Below are 19,651 nucleotides of genomic sequence, written 5' to 3' on the forward strand. Positions count from 1 at the left end.
GACATCCGCCGCACCGCCGAGGAGGTGGCCTCCGCCGCCGAGGAGCTGTCGGCCGCCATCGAGGAGATCAACCGCGCCGCCGCCCAGATCACCATCGCCATCACCCAGATCTCCCGCGCCACGGAGACGCAGAGCGCCGCCACCCAGCAGTCGGCCTCCGCCGTGGCGCAGATCGGCGCGAGCGCCAAGCTGAGCCTGGACCGCGCCGCCTCGGCCGGGGAGCGCACCAGCGCCATGGGCGCCCTGCTGCAGGACACCCGCGACGCGGTCGGCCGGCTGGCGGCCGGCGTCCTGCTGTCGGTCGAGGCCGGGCGCCGCGGCATCGACCAGATCGCCGCGCTGGAGCAGGTGAACCGCCGCATCGAGAAGACCATCGACGCCATCGGCGTCATCGCCATCCAGACCAACATGCTGGCGGTCACCGGTTCGGTCGAGGCGGCGCGGGCCGGCGAGTTCGGCCGCGGCTTCACCGTGGTCTCCACGGACATCCGCAACCTGGCGCAGGACGCCGCCGACAACGCCGAGCGCGCCAAGGACATCGTCAAGGGCATCCAGGACCAGATCGCCCGCGTGCGTCGCGACATCGAGGACATCGCCACCTCCGCCGCGCGCGAGGCCGGCCGCCACCAGGAGTTCGCCGACAGCCTGCTGGCCGCCGCGGCGGAGCTGGAGGTCGTCGCCGCCGGCAACACCGAGATCCTGGAAACCTCCGGCGAGGTGCTGCGCGCCGTGCAGGAGACGCAGAAGGCCGTGGAGCAGATTGCCGGCGGCGCCTCCGAGGCCAGCACCGCCGCCGGGGAGGCGGTGAAGGCCGCGCGCGAGCAGGCCAAGGGTGCCGAGGAACTGGCCGCCGCCGTCGAGGAGATCGCCCAGATGGCCGACGAGCTGCTGGGTGCGGCCGTATGACGGCCCGCCCGACGCGCCGCAGGGGCAAGGGGACGGCGGCGGCCCCGCCCGACGCCCCGCCCGATACCGCACGCGGCGGCATGGCAGCCGGCGGCCCGGTCCGCCGTCTGGTCGCCTTCCGCGTCGGCGCCACGCGCTTCGCGCTGCCGCTGACCGAGGCGGAGGAGATCATCCGCCGGCCCGAGGTGGTGCGTATCCCGCTCAGCCCGCCCAGCCTGGAAGGGCTGGCGCGCCGCCGCGGCGCCGTGCTGCCGGTGATCAGCCTGCGCCGCGTGCTCGGACAGGCGGGCGGCGAAATGGACGGCGAAGGGGACGGCGCCGGGCGCGTGGTGGTGGTCGGCCATCGCGGCCACCCGGTCGGCCTCGCGGTCGACCGGGTGGACGGCGTGCTGGCGGTGGAAGCCTCGCGCATCGACGCCTCCGCGCCGGACGATGGCGCGGGCGACCTGGATGCCGCCGTCCTGGCCGGCGCCGTGCGCGACGCCGGCGGCGGGGTGGCCGCCCTGATGCTCGCCGCCGGGGCGCTGATCGACCGGCAGTTCGCCGGCCTCGCCCGCCCGCTCGCCCCCGCCGCCGGCCTGCTGGACACCGGCGCCGCCGCCACCGCCGCCGCCATTGCCGCCGAGATGGCGGCGGAGCGCACGGTGCTCGTCTCCTTCGACGTGGCCGGGCAGGAATTCGCGCTGCCCATCGCGCACGTCGAACGCATCGTCCCCGTGCCCGACGCCATCGCCCGCATGCCGAAGGCGCGCGCCCACCTGCTGGGCGTCGCCGCCATCCGGAACGAGCTGGTGCCGCTCCTCGACCTGCGCGCGCTGTTCGGGCTGGACGGCGCCGCCCCATCCCACCCGCGCGTCGTCGTCACCAGGATCGAGGGGGCCACGGGAGAGGGGGCCGCAGTTGAGGGAGAGCGCGTCGGCCTCGTGGTGGACGCGGTGCGCGAGATCCTGCGCGTCGACCCCGCCGCCGTCGGCCCGGTGCCGGCGATCCTCGCCCGCGAGGCGGAGTTCGAGGATCTGTCGGGCATCGTCCGGCTGGACCAGGGACGGCGGCTGGTGTCCGTGCTTTCGGCCGAACGGCTGCTCACCCACACCGCCGCGCTGGCCGCGGCGTTCGCCAGCCAGCAGGGCACCAAGGGGGAGGGCGCCATGACGCCGGACGCCACCGCCGATCACACCGGAACCGCCGCGACGGAGCCGTTCGTCGTCTTCCGCCTGGGCGGGGCCGAATACGGCCTGCCCGTGGCGGCGGTGCAGGAGGTGCTGCGCCGGCCGGACGACCTGACCCCGCTGCCCAAGGCGCCGGAGTTCGTGGCCGGACTCGCCAACCTGCGCGGCGGCGCCCTGCCGGCGGTGGACCTGCGCCGCGTGCTGCGCCTGCCCGCCGCCGGGGCGGAGCGGCAGCGCATCGTCGTCACCATCCTGCGCGACGCGCGCGTCGGGCTGATCGTCGACGCCGTGTCCGGCGTGGTGCGCGTGCCGTCGGCCGCCATCGAACCGGCCCCGGCGGTGTCGGAGGCGCAGCGCCAGCTCATCAATCGCGTGGCGCACCTCGATTCCGGCGGGCAGGCGCGGATGATCCTGCTCCTGGAAACCGACGCGCTGTTCGACCTGGACCAGCTCGCCGCGCTCCTGGAAACCGCATGAGCGGCCCCGAATCCTTAAAGGTGTGGCCGTGAAAGTCCTGGTGGTCGACGATTCCGCGCTGATGCGCCGGCAGCTGACCGAGCTGCTGACGGCCGAGCCCGACATCGAGGTCGCCACCGCCCGCACCGGGGCGGAGGCGCTGGAGTTGCTCGCCAGCTTCGCGCCCGACGTGGTGACCCTGGACGTCACCATGCCGGAGATGGACGGGCTCGCCTGCCTGGAACGCATCATGGTGGAGAACCCGCGGCCCGTCGTCATGGTGTCCGCCCTCACCCAGCAGGGGGCGGAGGAAACCATGAAGGCGCTGCGCCTGGGCGCGGTGGACGTGGTGCACAAGCCGGGCATCGGCTCCAGGGCGGTGTCCGGCATCCGGCGGGAGCTGGTCGAGAAGGTGCGCGCGGCGGCCGGCGCCCGCCTGCGCCGCGCGCGCAACCTGCGCGAACGCATCGCCCTGACCCGCGCCCGCATCATCGGTGACGCGGAGTTGCCCCCCGCCACCACTCCGCCCACCGCGCCCTCCCCGGCCGAACCGCCACTCGCCGAGCCGTTGCCGGCCGGCCCCGGCGTCGTGCTGATGGGCGTGTCCACCGGCGGCCCCAGCACGCTGGAGGAGATCCTGCCCCTGCTGCCCGCCGGCTTCCCCTGGCCGGTGGTGGTGGCGCAGCACATGCCGCCGTCCTTCACCGCGACGCTGGCCCGCCGGCTCGACCAGGTGTGCGCCCTGCGCGTGGTGGAGGCGGCGCAGCCGATGGCGCTGGAGTCCGGCACCATCATCATCGCGCGCGGCGGCGCCGACGCGGTGCTGACGGTGCGCGGCGGCCGGCTGATGGTGATGCCCGTCCCCTCCGATCCCGGCCGCCCCTGGCACCCCAACGTCGACCGCCTCGTGGCGAGCGCCCTCCAGCACGTTGACCCGGCGCGGCTGGTGGGCGTGCTGCTGACCGGCATGGGCAACGACGGTGCCGCGACCATGGCCGATCTGCACGGCCGCGGCGGCCGGACCATCGCCGAGTCCGAGGAGAGCGCCGTCGTCTTCGGCATGCCCGGCGAACTGGTCCGCCTGGGCGGCGCCGACGCCGTGCTGCCGGCCGAACAGATCGCGGCGCAACTGGCGCGGTGGATACCCGCAGGAAAGGGATGAGGATGCGCCGCGGCTGCCCCCTCCCGCCCTCCGCTTCGCTCCGGGCACCCTCCCCCTCTTCGAGGTGGAGGGTTTGTCGGCGCCCGGCGGCAGTCCCCTCCACCGCACAGCGGGGGAGGGTTAGGGAGGGGGCAAGCGTCCCCCATCGAGAGGACCCCCCATGCCCCTGATCAAGTCCACCCCCACCCCGCCCCCCTCGCCGGAACCCGCCCGGCCGCCCCGGCTGGACGACGACGCCCCCGCCGCGCGCCGCCGCGCCGCGCAGGCCCTGGCCGGCCAGCCGGACGCCGCGCCGGCGCTGTGCGCCCGCCTCGCCCACGAGACCGACGCCAGCGTGCGCGAGGCGATCCTCACCGCGCTGGTCCGCATCGGCACGGCGGATGCCGCCGCCGGCCTGTTCCCCTACCTCGCCAGCGAGGACGCGGCCCTGCGCAACGCCGTCATCGAGACGGTGCAGCAGATGCCCCCCGACACCGTCGCCCCGCACGTCGAGGCGTTCCTCGACGACCCGGATTCCGACGTGCGCATCTTCACGGTGCAGCTCGCAGCACGCCTGGCGCACGCCAGCCGCATGGACTGGCTGGCGCGCGCCGTGGAGCGCGACCCCCACGTCAACGTCTGCCTCGCGGCGTTGGAGGGGCTGGTGGAGACCGGCCGGCCGGACGTGCTGCCCATCCTGGAGCGGCTGCGCGACCGCTTCCCCGACGACCCGGTGGTCGCCTTCTCCGTCGACGCGGCGCACCGCCGGTTCCAGGCGGGCGCGTGAACCGGAGCCCGCCCGACGACGGCGATCCCGCGCCGCTCTCCCCGGCCGACTATGAGCGGCTGTGCGACTTCCTGCGCGCGCGAACCGGCCTCAGCTTCAGCGAGGGCAAGCGCTATTACGTCGAGCGGCGGCTGACCGACCGCATGAAGGCCAGGGGTCTGTCCAGCCCGCGCGAATACCTGGACCTGCTGCGCTTCCAGGCGTCCGGCGAGGAGCTGCAGCATTTCGTCAACCTGCTCACCGTCAACGAGACCTATTTCTTCCGCGAACGCTACCAGCTCGACTGCCTCGTGCGCTCGGCGCTGGACGAGGTGGTGCGCGACCGCCCGAAGGGCGAGCGCATCCGCATCTGGTCGGCCGGCTGCTCGACCGGCGAGGAGCCCTACTCCATCGCCATCGCGCTGCTGGAATACTGGAACAAGGCCGACGATTACGAGATCGAGCTGCACGCCTCCGACATCGACTCCCGCGTGCTGGCCCGCGCCCGCGAGGGGATCTACGAGGCGCGCTCGCTCCAGTACCTGCCGCCGGCCCTGGTGGCGAAGTACTTCACGCCGGCCGGGCCGGGGCGCTGGCGGATCATCGACGACCTGCGCGCCTCCATCGACTTCTCGCACGTCAACCTCGTCGATCCGGACGCCACGCGCGCCATCCCCTTGTTCGACGTCATCTTCTGCCGCAACCTTCTGATATACTTCGACGACATCGGGCGGCGGGAAGCCTCGGCCATGTTCTACGAAGCGCTGGTGCCCGGCGGCTTCGTCTTCCTCGGCCATTCGGAAAGCATGAGCCGCATGTCCTCGCTGTTCGTGCCGCGCAAGTTCCCGGACGCCATCATCTACCAGAAGCCGCGTGAGACCGGCGGAGCCCGCCCATGAACAACGAACCCTCCCGCACACGCGTTCTGGTCGTCGACGACGCCGTGACCGTCCGCGCCTACACCCGCCAGATCCTGGAAGCCGACGGCTTCGCGGTGGAGGAGGCGGTGAACGGCCTGGACGGGCTGGAACGCGCGCTGGCCTCCCCGCCCGACCTGCTGATCGTCGACGTCAACATGCCGAAGATGGACGGCTACACCCTGCTCCGCGCCGTCCGGCGGGAGCCGGAGCTGGCCGCCATCCCGGCCCTGATGATCACCACCGAGGCCAAGGAGGCCGACCACGCGCGCGCGCTGGGCGCCGGGGCCAACTGGTACCTGGTCAAGCCGGTGAAGCCCGACGCGCTGGCGCTCTCGGCCCGCCTGCTGACCGGCCGTCCTGTCGGCGGAAGAGGTGCGGCATGAGCAGCCTGTTCGAGCAGTTCCTCGTCGAATCGCGCGAGCTGGTGGAGGCGGCCGGCGCCGGCCTGCTGCGCCTGGAGAAGGACGTCGGCGACCGCGACGCGGTGAACGAGGTGTTCCGCGCCTTCCACACGCTGAAGGGCGCCACCGGCCTGTTCGACTGGCCGGCCTTCACCCGCCTCGTCCATGCGGCCGAAGACCTGCTGGACGCCGTACGCGACGGTCGCGCCCGCGCGACGCCGGAACTGGTCGACCGCCTGCTGGCCGTGCTGGACCAGTGCAGCCGCTGGATCGACGCCATCGAGGCGACCGAGGCGCTGCCCGCCGACGCCGACGCGCAGGGCCGCCGGCTGGCCGCGGCACTGTCCGGCGCGACCGGCACCGCCGAAGAGACACCCGCCGCCCGCCCGCCCGGTTTCGACTGGCTGGACGGCACCGGCGTCGCGGACGCCCGCCCGCTGACCGCCGTCGCCTACGACCCCGACCCGGAGTGCTTCTTCAACGGCGACGACCCGCTGGCGCTGGTGCGGCGCATTCCCGAACTGGTGTGGCTGCGCATTGAGCCCACCACCCCCTGGCCGGCCGGCCTTGCCGGCTTCGATCCCTACCGCTGCGTCCTGCGCTTCCGCGCGCTGAGCGCCGCACCCCAGGCCGACATCGCCCCCGTCTTCCGCACCGCGCCCGATCAGGTGCGCTTCGCCGCCCTGCCGCCCGCGGCTCCTCCCGCCGCCCCGGAACCGGCCCCCACCCCGGTGGCGCCCCCGCCCCCCGAAGGTGCCCTGGCGATGGCCGAGGCGATCCTGCGCGAGCAGCGCCGGGCGCTGGGCATGGACGCCGGCCCGGCCGAGATGGACGGGCGCATCGCCGCCGCCGCGCGCACCGCCGCCGGCGTGCTGGCGGCCATCGGCCGCAGCGGGGAGGTGGAGGCCGTGGCGACCGCCGCCGCCACGGCGCGCGCCGCCGGCCGCCCCGGACCGCTCGCCGACCATCTGGCGACGCTGCTCGCCGGCTTCGCACCCGCCGAACCGCTCCTGGCCGCGCCGTTCCCGAACGCGCCAGCCGCCGACTCCCGCGCCGCCCGCCGCGCGCTGCGCGTCGAGCCGGAGCGCATCGACCGCCTGATGGCGCTGGTGGGCGAACTGGTGGTGGCGAAGAACCGCCTGCCCTTCGTGATCCGCGAGACGGAGGATCTGTCCGGCGGCACCGCCCCGGCCCGCCACCTGCGCGACGCCTACGACGCCATCGATTCGCTGACCGACGCCCTGCAGGACGCCGTGCTGGGCCTGCGCATGCTGCCGCTGGCCCAGGTGTTCCAGCCGCTGCCCCGTCTGGTGCGCGATCTGGCGCAGCGGCTGGGCAAGCAGGCCGACCTGCAGCTCTCCGGCGAGCGGACGGAGGCCGACAAGGACGTGCTGGCCGTGCTGGGCGAGCCGCTGATCCACCTCGTGCGCAACGCCCTCGACCACGGCATCGAGGCGCCGGACGCGCGCCGCGCCGCCGGCAAGCCGGAGGCCGGCACCATCCGCGTCGAGGCGCGGCAGGAACGCGACAGTGTGATCGTCGAGGTCGCCGACGACGGCGCCGGCATCGACGCCGGGCGCGTGCGCCGCAAGGCGGTGGCGAACGGCGCCGTCGATCCCGCCCGCGCCGCCTCCCTGTCGGAGGAGGAGGCGCTGGCCCTGGTCTTCCTGCCCGGCGTCAGCACGGCGTCCGCCGTCACCGACGTGTCCGGCCGCGGCGTGGGCATGGATGCGGTGCGCACCGCCGTCGAATCGGCCGGCGGCCGCATCGCAATCGCCTCCACCCCCGGCACCGGCACCCGCGTGCGGCTGACGCTGCCGCTGACCATGGTCATCACGCCGATCATGGTGGTGGCGGCCGGCGGCGCGCAGTTCGGCGTCCCCACCGGCGCCGTGGCCGAGGTGGCGCGCGTGCCGGCGGCCGAGGTGCGCCGGGTCAAGCACGCCGAGAGCTTCGCCCTGCGCGGCGCGGTGGTGCCGCTGTTCCGCCTGCACCGCCTGCTGGACCTGCCCCCCGCGGCGGACCGGCGCTCCGGCGACATCGAGACCGTCCTGGTGCTGCGCATCGATCGCGAGCCGGTCGGCCTCGCCGTCGACGGCGTGCGCGAGCGGGCCGAGGTGGTGCTGAAGCCGCTATCCGGCGTGCTGGCGGGCCTGCGCGGCTACAGCGGCACGGCGGAGCTGGGCGACGGCCGGCTGCTGCCGGTGATCAACCTTCGGGAGCTGCTGTGATGCCCATCCGCTTCGACGCCTCGCTGGCCCATTTCGAGGGCGACTGCACGGTGGAGGAGGCGCTGCCGCTCAACGACTGGCTGCTGGCCGAGAAAGGCCCGGCGGTGGACCTGCGCCGCTGCACCGGCCTGCACACGGCGCTGCTCCAGCTGCTGCTGGCCACCCGCCCGGCGCTGGCGTCCGGGCCGGAGGATCCCTTCCTCGCACGCTGGGTCGCGCCGCTGCTGCACGGGCCGAAGGGCTGAGGGCAAGCCCGCGCACCATCAATGGTTTCATCCCCGAAAAAACACAACCTTCAAGCGGTGTCCCAGGTTACATATTTCCCAACCGGCGAGTTGCCGCATTGACGCGGGGCGATTTCCCCTCTTTCCTGTAGGGGCCTGAGCGGGAACGGGGGGGATATGCGCGGGGGCCTTTGGCGCGGGAGGCGGTGGCGGATCGGCTTTGTCCCGGTCATGGGAGCCTTGGTCGCGGGGATCCTCGCCCTGGCCGTTGGGGAAGCGCGGGCGGCGGAGCCCCTCCGCGTCGCCGTGGCGCCGGCCGTCGGCTTCGGCGCCGTCGGCCACGACGGCCGGCTCACCGGCTTCAACGTCGACATCGCCCGCGCGCTGTGCGAGGAGATGGCGGTGCCCTGCGACATCGCCATGCAGCCCTTCAACCAGCTCATGGACCGGCTGGCCACGCGCCGCGACCTGGACTTCGTCGTCGCCAGCGTCCTGCGCACGCCCGAGCGCGAGCGCGCCTTCCTGTTCACCGACCGCTACTGGCGCTCCAGCTCCACATTCGTGGCCCGCACCGGCGAGATCCAGCGGCCGCTCATCGAGGCGGGTGCGGGAAAGCGCGTCGCCACCCTGGCCGGCAGCCGCCAGCAGGCCTTCCTGCGCGACCGCATGGGCGAGCGCGCCAGCGTCGCCGGCTATGCCACCGAAGGCGAGGTCCTGGACGCCGTCCGCCGGGGCGAGGCCGACATGGCGCTGATCGCCACGATCTCGGCGCTGCTCCTGCTGTCCTCGGAAGAGCGGCACGGGCTGGAGTTCGTCGGCGATCCCATCACCGAGAACGGCCTTGGCGGCGACGTCGCCATCGCCCTGCCCTTCGGCCGCGAAGCGCTGCGCGACCGCGTCAACCAAGCCCTCAGGACCATCCTGCTCAACGGTCGATACGATGCCATCAGCTCGCGCTATTTCCCGTTCCGCGTTTATTGACGGCGGCCTGCGGCCGGCGGCCGCGCTGGTCCTGCTGTTCGTCCTCGCCCTGTCCGGCATGGCCGCGTCCAGCACGGCCGCGATGGCACAGGGGCGCGCCTACAAGGTCGCGGTGATGGAGGCGACGCCGCCGTTCAGCTACCGCGGTCCCGACGGCACGCTCACCGGCTTCAACGTCGAGATCATGCGCGAGGCCTGCCGCGCCATGAAGGCGGCGTGCAGCTTCGAGGAGATCCCCTTCCAGGCGATCACCGACGACGTGTCGGCCGGCCGCTACGACTTCGGTCTCGCGAACTTCCTGCGCACGCCGGAGCGGGAGGCGAAGCTCACCTACTCCGCCCCCTACTGGCGATCCAGCTCCAGCTTCATCGGCCCGGTGGAGGCCGCCAACACGCCGGGCCTGGAGGCGATCCGCGGCGCGAAGGTCGCGGCCATCCAGACGTCGCGCCAGTTCTCCTACGTGCGCCGCTTCGAACGCGAGATGGCCCAGCTCGTCCCCGTCACCGACCTGGAGGAGCTGTGGGAGGCGCTGCGCACCCGCAAGGCCGACTACGGGCTGGTGCCGACGCTGGCGGCCTTCGGCTTCCTGCTGTCGGACGACGGCAAGCGCTTCTCCACCGTCGGCACGCCCATCGCCGAGGATGGGCTGGGCGGCACCGTGCACATCGTCATGCCCAAGGGCCGCAGCGACCTGAAGGCCATCGTCGACGAGGCGATCGGCGCCATCCGGGTCGACGGCTCGTACCAGGACGTCAACCGCCGCTACTTCCCCTTCGATGTATACTGAGCCAAGACCGCCGGACCACCACCCGTGACCGCAGCCGCCGTGCCCCGCGAGGACCAGACCGCAGCCGCCGCCCAGTCGCGCCGCCCCATGGCGCGCGGGGCGCGTCTCGGCCCGGTCATCGTGGCCGCCAGCGCGGCGGTGCTGCTGCTGGTCGGCGCCCTGTTCCTGGTGATCGCGCTGGAGCAGCGCTCCATGGAGCAGGTGGCGGAGGACAGCAAGGACCGCGTCGCCCCGCTGATCCTGGAACGCCAGCGCGCCGCGGTGAACCTGGAGCGGTTCAAGCGCTACGGCGCGGTCGTCATCGCGTCGGACGACGCGTGGCAGCGCCGACAGGCGCTGCTGGCGGCGCAGGCGCTGGCCTTCCACCCCGGCTTCCATTTCGACAGCGCGCTGCGCCTTCAGGTGTCCGAGGCGTTCGACGTGCTGCGCCAGGCCAGCACCCTGAAGGACGAGGCGGAACGCCGCCGGCAGGAGGCCGTGGCCGCCGTCACCCCCACCGCCGCGACCTCCGCCCGGCAGGAGGCGACGGACCTCAACCGCAAGGCCGCCAACACCTGGCACGAGATGCTGGTGGCGCTGGACGCCACCGCCGACCGCCTGTCGGTGGACGTGGCCAGCCTGACCGCCGGCCGCTTCGCCGCCATCCAGGACACGGCGCAGTGGGTGTCGTCGGTGGTGCTGGCCGGATTCATCGGCATGCTGGCGCTGCTGGGCGCCACCGTGTGGATGGCGCGCCGCCACGTGGTGCGCCCGGTGCTGCTGGCCGCCGACGCGCTGGAACGCATCGGCGCCGGCGCCCACGACGTGCACCTGCCCCCCGCCAGCACCAGCGAGATGGACACCATCTTCCGCTCGGTCGAGCGGCTGGACCATCTGGTGGACGACCTGCGCACGGCGCAGAGCCATCTGGTGCAGGCGGAGAAGATGGTGGCGCTGGGCTCCCTGGTGGCCGGCGTGGCGCACGAGATCAACTCGCCGCTGGGCGTGGCGGTGACCGCCAGTTCGCTGCTCGCCGACCGCACGAACGAGCTGTCGAAGAGCTTCAAGGACGGCCAGATGCGCCGCGCCGATTTCGAGGAGTATCTGGCGACCGCCACCGAGGTGACGCAGAGCGTGCAGGCCAACCTCGACCGCGCCGCCAAGCTGGTGCACAGCTTCAAGCAGGTGGCCGTCGACCAGGCCAGCGAGGACCACCGCCGCTTCCCCCTTGGCCCCTACCTGGAAGAGGTGATGCAGAGCCTGTCGGTCAGCCTGCGCAAGGCCGGCCTGAAGGCCAGCGTCGAATGCCCGGACGACCTGGACGTGGAAGGCTATCCCGGCGCGCTGGGCCAGTTGCTCACCAACCTCGCCATGAACTCCATGCTGCACGGCTACGAGCCGGGGCAGAGCGGCAAGCTGACCGTCAAGGTCCGCCGCCGCGGGTCGGAGCAGGTGGAACTGCGCTTCAGCGACGACGGCCGCGGCATCCCGCCCGACCTGCAGACCCGCGTGTTCGAACCCTTCTTCACCACCCGGCGCGGTGCCGGCAGCACGGGCCTGGGCCTGCACATCGTCTTCAATCTGGTGACCCAGCGCCTGAAGGGCCGCATCGCCATCGACAGCGCGCCCGGCAAGGGCACCACCTTCATCATCCGCTTCCCCCGCGCCGTCCCGCGGGAATAGGGCCGGGAACCGCCCGCGCGCGATCCTGTTGGCCGGGGACACCCCCGCACGAGGATCCCGCGCCATGAGCACCAAGCCGCAGCAGCAGCCCGCCCCCTCCCGCACCCCCGGCTCCGAAACCCCCGTCCAGGCGCCGAACTGCGACGAGTTCAGCGGCGGCGGCGGATCGGCCACCGACACCCGCCACCGTGGCCTGCCGGGCGACAAGGAAGGCGACTGCGCGCCCATTGGCCACGACCTGCCGAACCCGGAACCTCCCCGACGCTGACGGCGTACCGCGCCCGGCATGACTCCAATTTGGCCGTAGCGGCGGCACCGGCGGGCGGCTACAAGGAAGGCCTTACCGCAAGCCAACCAACGGGCCGCCCGGCATGTTGAAGCGCCTCTACGACTGGACCATGGCCAAGGCCGCCTCGAAGCACAGCACGACGTGGCTGGCCGGCGTGTCCTTCGCCGAAAGCTCCTTCTTCCCGATCCCGCCGGACCTGCTGCTGGTTCCCATGGTGCTGGCGAACCGGGCGAACGCCTGGCGCATCGCCACCATCTGCACGCTGGCCTCGGTGGTGGGCGGCATCGCCGGCTACATGATCGGCTTCTTCCTGTACGAGACGATCGGCCGCTGGGTCATCGACTTCTACCACCTGGAGGCCCAGTTCGCGAACCTGCGCCAGACCTTCGTCGACTACGGCGCCGAGATCCTGATCATCAAGGGGATGACGCCGATCCCCTACAAGCTGCTGACCATCACGGCCGGTGTCGCGAAGCTGGACATCTGGGTGTTCATCGGCGCGTCGATCATCTCGCGCTCCATGCGGTTCTATCTGGTGGCGGCGCTGCTCTACTGGTTCGGCAACCCCATCCGCGACTTCATCGAGAAGCGCCTGACCCTGGTCACCAGCGTCTTCGCCGTCACCCTGGTCGGCGGCTTCCTGGTGGTGAAGCTGCTGTAGGCTTCTTCAGTACGAATAGAGGTCAATGGCCAGATCCCGCCAGCGGCTTCCGTAGATGGCGTTGAGGAAGCGACGGTCGGCGGTGATCACCTTCGTCGCCTTGACCTCGGCAAGCGCTGTGTAGAAGCAGTCATACACGGGGTGACGCAAGGCGCCCGCCATTTCCGCTGCACGCGAGGCAAGCGCACTGAGCGGCCACAGGGCGTCGACGAGTTGGGAAATCCCACCGGCCATCGACTGATACTGCTCCATGGGGATGCGCCCGGAAACGGCCAAGCGCCATGCAGCGTTGGAAACCTCCGCAACGATCAGATCGGGCGCGATCACCTCTTCCAGGGATTTCAGCCGGCGGGCATGCTCCGAGCCCTCCTCATCAAGGAACCACTTCAGGGCAACGCTTGCATCGACCACCCAGATCATCGGCTGTCCCGATCTTCGCGGATCAGATCCTCGGCAAGAGGTCTGCGGCCAGGAGGCGTCATGCTCCGGATCCGGTCCATGAGCGCGAGTTGCTCGTCCTTGCTCAAAACCCTCCGCGCCGACTGCACGACGATGTCGCGCAGTTCCTCCTCCAGCGAGCGGCCGTGCCGGTCGGCGCGGGTGCGCAGCGCTTCCAGGGTGGCGTCGTCCAGGTTGTGGATGGTCACGTGGCCCACGGCGGCCTCCTTCACGGTCGTTCCTAAGGTAATTCACCGCCCCTCCCCACTCAACAACGGTCCCGCAACGGCCGCGCTCCCGCCCTGTTGACGTTTCCGTCATCACGGGAGGGGGAAGTCATGGACAGTCTGGAAGGGGCCGTCGTCGTCATCGCCGGGGCGTCGAGCGGCATCGGACGGGCGGCGGCGCAGGGCTTCGCGCGCCAGGGCGCGCGGCTGGTGCTGGCGGCGCGGCGCGAAGGCCTGCTGGAGGAGGTGGCGGAGGAGTGCCGCGCGCTGGGCGGCGAGGCGCTTGTGGTGCCGACCGACGTCACCGACGCTGGCGCCGTCCGCCACCTCGCCGGGCGCGCGGTGGAGGCGTTCGGCGGCATCGACGTGTGGGTCAACAACGCCGGGGTCGGCGCCGTCGGCCGGTTCGAGGAGACGCCGGTCGAGGCGCACCGCCGCGTCATCGAAACCAACCTGCTGGGCCCGCTGCACGGCGCGCACGCGGTGCTGCCGATCTTCCGCCGGCAGGGGCGCGGCGTGCTCATCAACACCATCTCGGTCGGCGCCTACGCGCCCGCCCCCTACGCCGCCGCCTACGCCGCCAGCAAGTTCGGGCTGGAGGGGCTGGTGGAGAGCCTGCGGGCCGAGCTGGGCGACGAGCCGGGCATCCACGTCTGCGGCGTCTACCCGTCCTTCACCGACACGCCGGGCATGATGCACGGCGCCAACTACACCGGCCACGCGCTGGAGCCGGAGGGGCCGATCTACGACGACCCGGAGGACGTGGCGGAGACCATCGTCGCCCTGGCGCTGCGCCCCCGCGCGCGGGTCACCGTTGGCGCGCTGGCCAAGCTGGCGCTGCTCGGCCACGCGGTGGCGCCGCGGGTGATGGAGGCGGTGGCCGGCTACGGCGCCCGGCGCCACTTCGCGCGCACGCCGCCGGCCCCGGCCAGCGACGGCAACCTGTTCGAACCGGTGGAGGAAGGGCGCGGCGTGTACGGCGGCTTCAACCGCCCGCCGCCCGCCTGGGCCGCCCCCGCCGTGCTGGCCGGCGTCGCCGCCGCGGCGGCGGCGGCCTACGTCGGCTTCACCCGCCGCAACACGAGACACTGACGCCCGACGCTGACGCTGGAACGCCGGCCGCGCTTGCGCCACACTGCCGCCCCTTCGACACCCACCCACGGCATTGGACATGGCACGACCGGCGGACCGGCACCCCACGCGCAGACCGGCCTCCCCCCGCCCCCGCAAAGAGGCGGCGCCACCACCCCCGCGCGAGCGTGAGCGCGAGCCCGGAAAGCTGTTCCGCGTCGCCGGGCTGGCCGCCGTGTCGGCCCTGTTCGAGCGCGATGCCGGCCGGGTCGAGCGGCTGTTCTTCGACGAGCGGCTGAAGCCGCAGGTCGGATCCTTCTGCCAGCAACTCGCCCGCACCCGCCGCCCCTACCGGCTGGTGGAGGGGGACGAGCTGGCGCGCGTCGCCGGCACCGCCATGCACGGCGGCGTCGTGGCGCTGATCGAGCCGCGCCCCGTCCCCGCCTTCGACCCCGAACAGGCCAGGGCCTGGGCGGCGGAGGGCAGGCCGCTGCTGGTGCTGGACGGCGTGGGCAACCCGCACAACCTGGGCGCCATCGTGCGCACCGCCGCCTTCTTCGGGCTGCCGCGCATCCTCGTCTCCGACCACCCCGGACAGGCGCTGCCGTCGGAGGCCAGCTACCGCGTCGCCGAGGGCGGATTCGAGTGGGTGGAGGTCCACCGGGCCGAGCGCTTCGCCACTGCCCTGAAGCGCCTGAAGGACAGCCACCGCGTGGTCGGCACCGCGCTGTCGCCGCGCGCCCGGCCGCTCGCCTCCCTGAAGGCCGCCGGCAAGCCGATCGCCCTCAAGCCGATCGCCCTGGTGCTGGGCAACGAGGAGGAGGGCCTGCCCAAGGCCACCATGGACGCCTGTGACGAGGTGGTCGTCATTCCCGGATCGGGCCATGTGCAGTCGCTGAACGTCGCCGCCACGGCGGCCATCCTGATCCACACGCTGACCGGAGGTTGAGCGCGCTGGAAAGGCTTTAGCAACGCTTGGCGCATACCATGATACGTTAGCGTATCCCGCCCCAAGGCTGGAGCCTTCCCCGTGCCCGCCGCCCTGCCCACCCCTGTACCCATGGCCGCGCCATGCCCTCCTTCGCACCGGTCGCCATCGGCCTGATCGTGGCCGCGGCCGGCGCGGCGCTGCTGATGCGGCGGGCGCGGCGGGCGGCACGCCACCGGCCCCCATCCCAGGCCCCATCCCAGGCGGATGTCGAGGCGGCGCTGCGCCGCCGCATGCGCGCCCTCGCCGCCATCGGCCGCTGCGGCGACATCCTCGCCCGCGACCTGCCGGAGGCGCAGGTGCTGGCCGAGGTCTGCACCGTCATCGTCGACGAGGCCGGCTACCGCATGGCCTGGGTCGGCTACGCCGACGACGCGCCGGGCAAGCCCGTGCGGCCGATGGCGCACAGCGGCTTCGCCGCCGGCTACGTCGAGGGACTCGGCCTGTCCTGGGACGATACGGAGCGCGGGCACACCCCGGTCGGCACGGCCATCCGCACCGGCCAACCCATGGTCGTGCGCGACATCCACGCCGACCCCGCCTTCGGCCCCTGGCGCGAGGAGGCGGCGCAGCGCGGCTTCGCGTCGTGCATCGCCCTGCCGCTGCGCCTGGACGACCATGTCATCGGCGCGCTGGGCGTCTACGCCGCCCAGCCCGACGCCTTCGACGCGGAGGAGGTGGCCCTGCTGGGCGAGTTGGCGGCCAAGCTGACGCTGGGCATCGCCCGCGATCGCGAACGGGCCGGGCGGCTGCGCGTGGAGGCCGCGCTACGCGCCAGCGAGCAGCGCTACCGCCGCCTGTTCACCCAGTGCAAGGCGGTCGAGCTGCTGATCGACCCGGTGGACGGGGCCATCGTCGACGCCAACCAGGCGGCGGCCGACTTCTACGGCTGGCCGGTGGAGGCGCTGAAGGCGCGCCGGATCAGCGACATCAACTGCCTGACGCCCGACCAGATCGCCGCCGAGATGGCGCGCGCGCGGGCCGAGTCGCGCTCGCATTTCCTGTTCCGCCACCGCCTCGCCGGCGGCGAGGTGCGCGACGTGGAGGTGCACTCCGGCCCCATCGAGGTGGACGACCGCACGCTGCTCTACTCCATCGTCCACGACATCACCGACCGCCGCCGGGCGGAGCGGGAACTGCGCACCTTCTCCTCCGCCATCGCACAGAGCACGGCGGCGGTGATCATCGCCGACGCCGACGCCCGCATCGAATACGTGAACCCGGCGTTCGAGCGCCTGTCCGGCCACACGCTGGCCGAGGTGAAGGGCCGCACGCCGGCCGCCTTCCGCTCCCCCAACGTGTCGCGCGACACCTACCAGCCGCACATCGCCGCCGTCCGGCGCGGCGAGGGCTGGCGCGGCGAGATGCTGCAGCGGACCAAGCACGGCTTCGACGTCTGGGTGTCCGTCGCCGTTTCGCCCGTGCGCGACGCGGACGGCGCCATCACCCACTTCGTGGCGCTGGAGGAGGACATCTCGCGCCGCAAGCAGACGGAGCGCGACCTCGCCGGCATGGCGGCGGCGCTGGAGCGCTCCAACCGCGAGCTGGAGCGGCTGGCCATGATGGACGCGCTGACCGGCATCGCCAACCGCCGCCACTTCTTCGCCATGGCGGAGCGCGAGGTGGCGCTGGCCCGCCGGCACCAGCGGCCGCTGGGCGTGCTGATGCTGGACATCGACCATTTCAAGGAGATCAACGACCACCACGGCCACGCGGCGGGCGACGAGGTGCTGAAGCAGGTCGCCCGCGTCGCCCTGTCGGTGCTGCGCGCCACCGACCACATCGGCCGCATCGGCGGCGAGGAGTTCGCCGTCCTGCTGCCCGATTCCGACATGGACGGCGCGGTCGCCACGGCCGAGCGCCTGCGCGAGGCGATCGAGGGGGCGGCGCTGTCCATCGGCGCGGACGTGCACTGCACGGTCAGCGTCGGCGTCGCCGAATGGGCGCCGCGGGATGCGTCCATCGAGGCCGCACTCAACCGTGCCGACGCCGCCCTCTACCGCGCCAAACGCGAAGGTCGCAACCGCATGCGCTGCGAGGCGTAGAACCGTCCCAATTCCGCTTTGTTCGTTGACTCCGCGCGAATGCGAACGGAACAATCAACCGTGCCAACTTCTTTGGCGACGTCGGCCCATTGGCGAGAACCAGCGTGGGGAGAACCAGCATGCCGGACCCGTTGCCCGCCCTTCTCCCCGGCCAGCTGACGGCGGACGCCGCACGGGCGATCGGCAGCGGCAGCTTCGCCTGCGGCTGCGGCCAGTGTGGCTCCCAGAACGTGAACGCCGACGGCAGCATCAGCGTGGCGAAGGACTATGTGCTGGAAGGCCCCAAGTGGGGCGACGGCGGCATGGGCACGTCCGGCGGCACGGTCACCTGGAGCTTCGCCGAGTACAACTACGACAGCCGCGAGACCTTCGGCTCGACGCTGACCTTCCTGCCCACCGGCTATCAGGCGCTGGCCCAGCAGGCGTTCGAGACCTGGGCGCGGGTCGCCAACATCCGCTTCGTGCAGGTGGCGGACGGCGAGGACGTCGACATCCGCCTGGGCGGCGGCAGCATCGACGGCGCCAGCGGCACACTGGCGACCGCGCACTACATGTACCGCGGCTCGACGATGACGCAGTCGGACATCGTCTTCGACTCCAGCGAGTCGTGGTCCGCGTCGGCGAGCAGCGGCACCTACTTCTACTCCGTGGCCGTGCACGAGATCGGCCACGCCATCGGCCTGGACCATTCCAGCATTTCCCAGGCCATCATGCACGCCTACAACTCCAACCAGACGGCGCTGCATTCCGACGACATCGCCGGCGTGACGGCGCTGTACGGCGCCGCCAGCGGCGGCGGCACCACCACGCCCACCACGCCCACCACCGGCGCGCCCACCGACGGCGACGACAGCTACACCGGCACGTCCGCCGCCGACACGGTGGCGATGCTGGGCGGCAACGACTACGCCGACGGCCAGGGCGGCGCCGACATCCTGTACGGCAACCTGGGCAACGACACGCTGCTGGGCGGCACCGGCGCCGACACGCTGTTCGGCGGCCAGGGCGGCGACGCCATGTCCGGCGGCGAGGGCAACGACGTCCTCTACGGCAACATGGCGAGCGACAGCGTGCTGGGCGGCGAAGGCTTCGACACCATCTTCGGCGGCCAGGGCGACGACATCATCCAGGGCGGCGACGGCAACGACGCCCTCTTCGGCAACCTGGGCAACGACACGCTGTACGGCGACGGCACCACGACGGCCGGCAGCGCCGGGTGGGACACCATCGACGGCGGCGACGGCACGGACACCGCCGTCTTCCTCTACGCCCGCGCCCAATACACCCTGACCCGCGCCGCCGACGGCGCCGTCGTCGTCAACGACGGCGAACGCCTCTACCGGGTCGAGCTGATCCGCTTCAGCGACCAGACCATCGAGACGGCGTGGATCTGAGCGCCCGCTGCCCCAGGACCCCCTACCCCAAGGCCCCCCTACCCCAGCGCCACGATCATCACGATGGCCACCAGGCCGACGCAGACGATCGGCAGCAGGTCGATGCCGTTGTGGAGCCAGGTCGGCGCCTTCCGGCCGTGCCCGTGATGGCCGTGGTGCGGGTCGCCCATGCCGGCGATGTCGGCCGGGCGTGACGGGCGCACGCCGGGCGCCGACACCGCCGGGGCGGCCGGATGGGCGATGTCCACCACGCCCGCGTCGCCGCCCGACCGCTCCCGGTCCGGGTGCGGCTTCAGCAGGGCCGCGTCAACGTCCACGTCGATGCCCGCGCGCTCCAGCCGGTCGACCACCTCGGCGATCTCCACGGGGTCCATGTCCTCGATGGGCATCTCGCGGCCCATTTCCTCGACCGTGATGCGGCCGTCGCGGCGTCCGTGCGCTTCCAGGCGCTGGTAGGCGGCTTCGTTGATGGCCATGGCGGCCTCCCGTTCGTTATGGCGTCCGCAAACTCAAGTACAGGCTTAACAATCGGGGGCGCGGCCGGGATCGCCAACTCCGACGGAAGCGGTACGGAACGCGGCTTGCGCCTCGCGCGCCAGTTCCTCCTCCCGCCCGGCGTAGCGCGGGGAGTAGTGGAAGGGCACGATCCGCCCCACCCCGGCGGCCGCCGCCAGCCGCCCGGCCTGCCCCGCCGTCAGGTGGTTGCGCGCCCCGGCGATGCCGGCGTCGGCGTCCAGGAACGGCGTCTCGATGAACAGCACGTCGGCCCCGCGCGCCAGCGCCACGATCCGCTCCGCGTTGCCGGGAGTGAAGGCGGCGTCCACCACATAGGCGATGCGCTGCCCCGGCACGACGGACAGCGCCGCGCCACGCAACACGCCCAGCGGCAGCACC

21 protein-coding genes are annotated in these 19,651 nt (G+C 72.8%); 17 read left to right on the forward strand and 4 right to left on the reverse strand.

Annotated features, from left to right (window positions below):
• The 13 genes from VED21_RS19385 to VED21_RS19445 all read left to right on the forward strand — a co-directional run.
• Nucleotides 1-906: methyl-accepting chemotaxis protein (locus VED21_RS19385; RefSeq protein ID WP_324885043.1), on the forward strand; the 906-nt coding region annotated here is incomplete at its 5' end.
• Nucleotides 903-2,552: a chemotaxis protein CheW gene (locus VED21_RS19390; RefSeq protein ID WP_324885045.1), complete on the forward strand. Its 1,650-nt coding sequence runs from the start codon at nt 903-905 to the stop codon at nt 2,550-2,552. The genes VED21_RS19385 and VED21_RS19390, both read left to right, overlap by 4 nt.
• A 28-nt stretch (nt 2,553-2,580) precedes the next feature.
• Entirely contained in the window at nt 2,581-3,693 is a 1,113-nt protein-coding gene (gene cheB / locus VED21_RS19395) for a chemotaxis-specific protein-glutamate methyltransferase CheB (protein WP_324885047.1), read from the forward strand.
• Nucleotides 3,694-3,853: 160 nt separating this feature from the next.
• Nucleotides 3,854-4,459: a HEAT repeat domain-containing protein gene (locus tag VED21_RS19400; protein ID WP_324885049.1), complete on the forward strand. Its 606-nt coding sequence runs from the start codon at nt 3,854-3,856 to the stop codon at nt 4,457-4,459.
• Nucleotides 4,456-5,337 (forward strand): protein-glutamate O-methyltransferase CheR, encoded by an 882-nt coding sequence (locus tag VED21_RS19405; protein ID WP_324885051.1) that lies wholly within the window; start codon nt 4,456-4,458, stop codon nt 5,335-5,337. The genes VED21_RS19400 and VED21_RS19405 overlap by 4 nt, the downstream gene beginning before the upstream one ends.
• Nucleotides 5,334-5,741 carry a response regulator gene (locus VED21_RS19410; RefSeq protein ID WP_324885053.1) on the forward strand — a complete coding sequence of 136 codons (408 nt, stop codon included), beginning with the start codon at nt 5,334-5,336 and terminating at the stop codon, nt 5,739-5,741. The genes VED21_RS19405 and VED21_RS19410 overlap by 4 nt, the downstream gene beginning before the upstream one ends.
• The gene (locus VED21_RS19415; RefSeq protein WP_324885055.1) at nt 5,738-7,990 is read left to right on the forward strand and encodes a chemotaxis protein CheA; all 2,253 of its coding nucleotides are present in this window, start codon (nt 5,738-5,740) and stop codon (nt 7,988-7,990) included. Before VED21_RS19410 ends, VED21_RS19415 begins: the two co-directional genes overlap by 4 nt.
• Entirely contained in the window at nt 7,990-8,235 is a 246-nt protein-coding gene (locus VED21_RS19420) for a hypothetical protein (RefSeq protein ID WP_324885057.1), read from the forward strand. Before VED21_RS19415 ends, VED21_RS19420 begins: the two co-directional genes overlap by 1 nt.
• Nucleotides 8,236-8,445: 210 nt before the next feature.
• A complete protein-coding gene (locus VED21_RS19425) occupies nt 8,446-9,195 on the forward strand; it encodes a substrate-binding periplasmic protein (RefSeq protein WP_324885059.1) in 750 nt (249 codons plus the stop codon).
• A complete protein-coding gene (locus VED21_RS19430; protein ID WP_324885061.1) occupies nt 9,155-9,982 on the forward strand; it encodes a transporter substrate-binding domain-containing protein in 828 nt (275 codons plus the stop codon). The genes VED21_RS19425 and VED21_RS19430 overlap by 41 nt, the downstream gene beginning before the upstream one ends.
• 24 nt (nt 9,983-10,006) lie before the next feature.
• Nucleotides 10,007-11,644: a HAMP domain-containing sensor histidine kinase gene (locus VED21_RS19435; protein WP_324885063.1), complete on the forward strand. Its 1,638-nt coding sequence runs from the start codon at nt 10,007-10,009 to the stop codon at nt 11,642-11,644.
• 64 nt (nt 11,645-11,708) lie between these two features.
• Nucleotides 11,709-11,912 carry a hypothetical protein gene (locus VED21_RS19440; protein ID WP_324885065.1) on the forward strand — a complete coding sequence of 68 codons (204 nt, stop codon included), beginning with the start codon at nt 11,709-11,711 and terminating at the stop codon, nt 11,910-11,912.
• A 103-nt stretch (nt 11,913-12,015) separates the two neighbouring features.
• Nucleotides 12,016-12,594: a YqaA family protein gene (locus VED21_RS19445; protein WP_324885067.1), complete on the forward strand. Its 579-nt coding sequence runs from the start codon at nt 12,016-12,018 to the stop codon at nt 12,592-12,594.
• Nucleotides 12,595-12,600: 6 nt separating this feature from the next.
• On the opposite strand, the gene VED21_RS19450 is transcribed toward VED21_RS19445, so the two are convergent.
• Nucleotides 12,601-13,014, reverse strand: coding sequence for a type II toxin-antitoxin system VapC family toxin (locus VED21_RS19450; RefSeq protein WP_324885069.1), 414 nt, complete (start codon nt 13,012-13,014; stop codon nt 12,601-12,603).
• Nucleotides 13,011-13,250, reverse strand: a complete 240-nt coding sequence (locus VED21_RS19455) for a FitA-like ribbon-helix-helix domain-containing protein (protein WP_324885071.1) — start codon at nt 13,248-13,250, stop codon at nt 13,011-13,013. The genes VED21_RS19450 and VED21_RS19455 overlap by 4 nt, the downstream gene beginning before the upstream one ends.
• A 120-nt stretch (nt 13,251-13,370) precedes the next feature.
• Here VED21_RS19455 and VED21_RS19460 point away from each other — a divergent pair, with 120 nt between their 5' ends.
• The 4 genes from VED21_RS19460 to VED21_RS19475 all read left to right on the forward strand — a co-directional run bounded on the left by VED21_RS19460 (nt 13,371) and on the right by VED21_RS19475 (nt 18,757).
• Nucleotides 13,371-14,351 carry an SDR family oxidoreductase gene (locus VED21_RS19460; protein WP_324885072.1) on the forward strand — a complete coding sequence of 327 codons (981 nt, stop codon included), beginning with the start codon at nt 13,371-13,373 and terminating at the stop codon, nt 14,349-14,351.
• Nucleotides 14,352-14,430: 79 nt separating this feature from the next.
• On the forward strand, nt 14,431-15,279 hold the full coding sequence (locus VED21_RS19465) for an RNA methyltransferase (protein ID WP_324885073.1): 849 nt from the start codon (nt 14,431-14,433) through the stop codon (nt 15,277-15,279).
• 122 nt (nt 15,280-15,401) lie between these two features.
• Nucleotides 15,402-17,363 carry a diguanylate cyclase gene (locus tag VED21_RS19470; protein WP_324885075.1) on the forward strand — a complete coding sequence of 654 codons (1,962 nt, stop codon included), beginning with the start codon at nt 15,402-15,404 and terminating at the stop codon, nt 17,361-17,363.
• A 119-nt stretch (nt 17,364-17,482) separates the two neighbouring features.
• Nucleotides 17,483-18,757: a matrixin family metalloprotease gene (locus tag VED21_RS19475; protein ID WP_324885077.1), complete on the forward strand. Its 1,275-nt coding sequence runs from the start codon at nt 17,483-17,485 to the stop codon at nt 18,755-18,757.
• Between the two features lie 38 nt (nt 18,758-18,795).
• On the opposite strand, the gene VED21_RS19480 is transcribed toward VED21_RS19475, so the two are convergent.
• Nucleotides 18,796-19,233 (reverse strand): hypothetical protein, encoded by a 438-nt coding sequence (locus tag VED21_RS19480; RefSeq protein WP_324885079.1) that lies wholly within the window; start codon nt 19,231-19,233, stop codon nt 18,796-18,798.
• A gap of 45 nt (nt 19,234-19,278) precedes the next feature.
• Nucleotides 19,279-19,651 (reverse strand): MBL fold metallo-hydrolase (locus tag VED21_RS19485; protein WP_324885081.1); only part of this gene is annotated, 373 nt, incomplete at its 5' end.

Origin of the sequence: Azospirillum sp. (assembly GCF_035627195.1) — a bacterium.
Taxonomy (GTDB): domain Bacteria; phylum Pseudomonadota; class Alphaproteobacteria; order Azospirillales; family Azospirillaceae; genus Azospirillum.

What these genes read in the sequence shown, in the direction of transcription:
- VED21_RS19390 (WP_324885045.1), top strand. Translation starts at nt 903, where the DNA reads ATGACGGCCCGCCCGACGCGCCGCAGGGGCAAGGGGACGGCGGCGGCC.
- VED21_RS19400 (WP_324885049.1), top strand. Translation starts at nt 3,854, where the DNA reads ATGCCCCTGATCAAGTCCACCCCCACCCCGCCCCCCTCGCCGGAACCC.
- VED21_RS19410 (WP_324885053.1), top strand. Translation starts at nt 5,334, where the DNA reads ATGAACAACGAACCCTCCCGCACACGCGTTCTGGTCGTCGACGACGCC.
- VED21_RS19415 (WP_324885055.1), top strand. Translation starts at nt 5,738, where the DNA reads ATGAGCAGCCTGTTCGAGCAGTTCCTCGTCGAATCGCGCGAGCTGGTG.
- VED21_RS19420 (WP_324885057.1), top strand. Translation starts at nt 7,990, where the DNA reads ATGCCCATCCGCTTCGACGCCTCGCTGGCCCATTTCGAGGGCGACTGC.
- VED21_RS19425 (WP_324885059.1), top strand. Translation starts at nt 8,446, where the DNA reads ATGGGAGCCTTGGTCGCGGGGATCCTCGCCCTGGCCGTTGGGGAAGCG.
- VED21_RS19430 (WP_324885061.1), top strand. Translation starts at nt 9,155, where the DNA reads ATGCCATCAGCTCGCGCTATTTCCCGTTCCGCGTTTATTGACGGCGGC.
- VED21_RS19440 (WP_324885065.1), top strand. Translation starts at nt 11,709, where the DNA reads ATGAGCACCAAGCCGCAGCAGCAGCCCGCCCCCTCCCGCACCCCCGGC.
- VED21_RS19445 (WP_324885067.1), top strand. Translation starts at nt 12,016, where the DNA reads ATGTTGAAGCGCCTCTACGACTGGACCATGGCCAAGGCCGCCTCGAAG.
- VED21_RS19450 (WP_324885069.1), bottom strand. Translation starts at nt 13,014, where the DNA reads ATGATCTGGGTGGTCGATGCAAGCGTTGCCCTGAAGTGGTTCCTTGAT.
- VED21_RS19460 (WP_324885072.1), top strand. Translation starts at nt 13,371, where the DNA reads ATGGACAGTCTGGAAGGGGCCGTCGTCGTCATCGCCGGGGCGTCGAGC.
- VED21_RS19465 (WP_324885073.1), top strand. Translation starts at nt 14,431, where the DNA reads ATGGCACGACCGGCGGACCGGCACCCCACGCGCAGACCGGCCTCCCCC.
- VED21_RS19470 (WP_324885075.1), top strand. Translation starts at nt 15,402, where the DNA reads ATGCCCTCCTTCGCACCGGTCGCCATCGGCCTGATCGTGGCCGCGGCC.
- VED21_RS19475 (WP_324885077.1), top strand. Translation starts at nt 17,483, where the DNA reads ATGCCGGACCCGTTGCCCGCCCTTCTCCCCGGCCAGCTGACGGCGGAC.
- VED21_RS19480 (WP_324885079.1), bottom strand. Translation starts at nt 19,233, where the DNA reads ATGGCCATCAACGAAGCCGCCTACCAGCGCCTGGAAGCGCACGGACGC.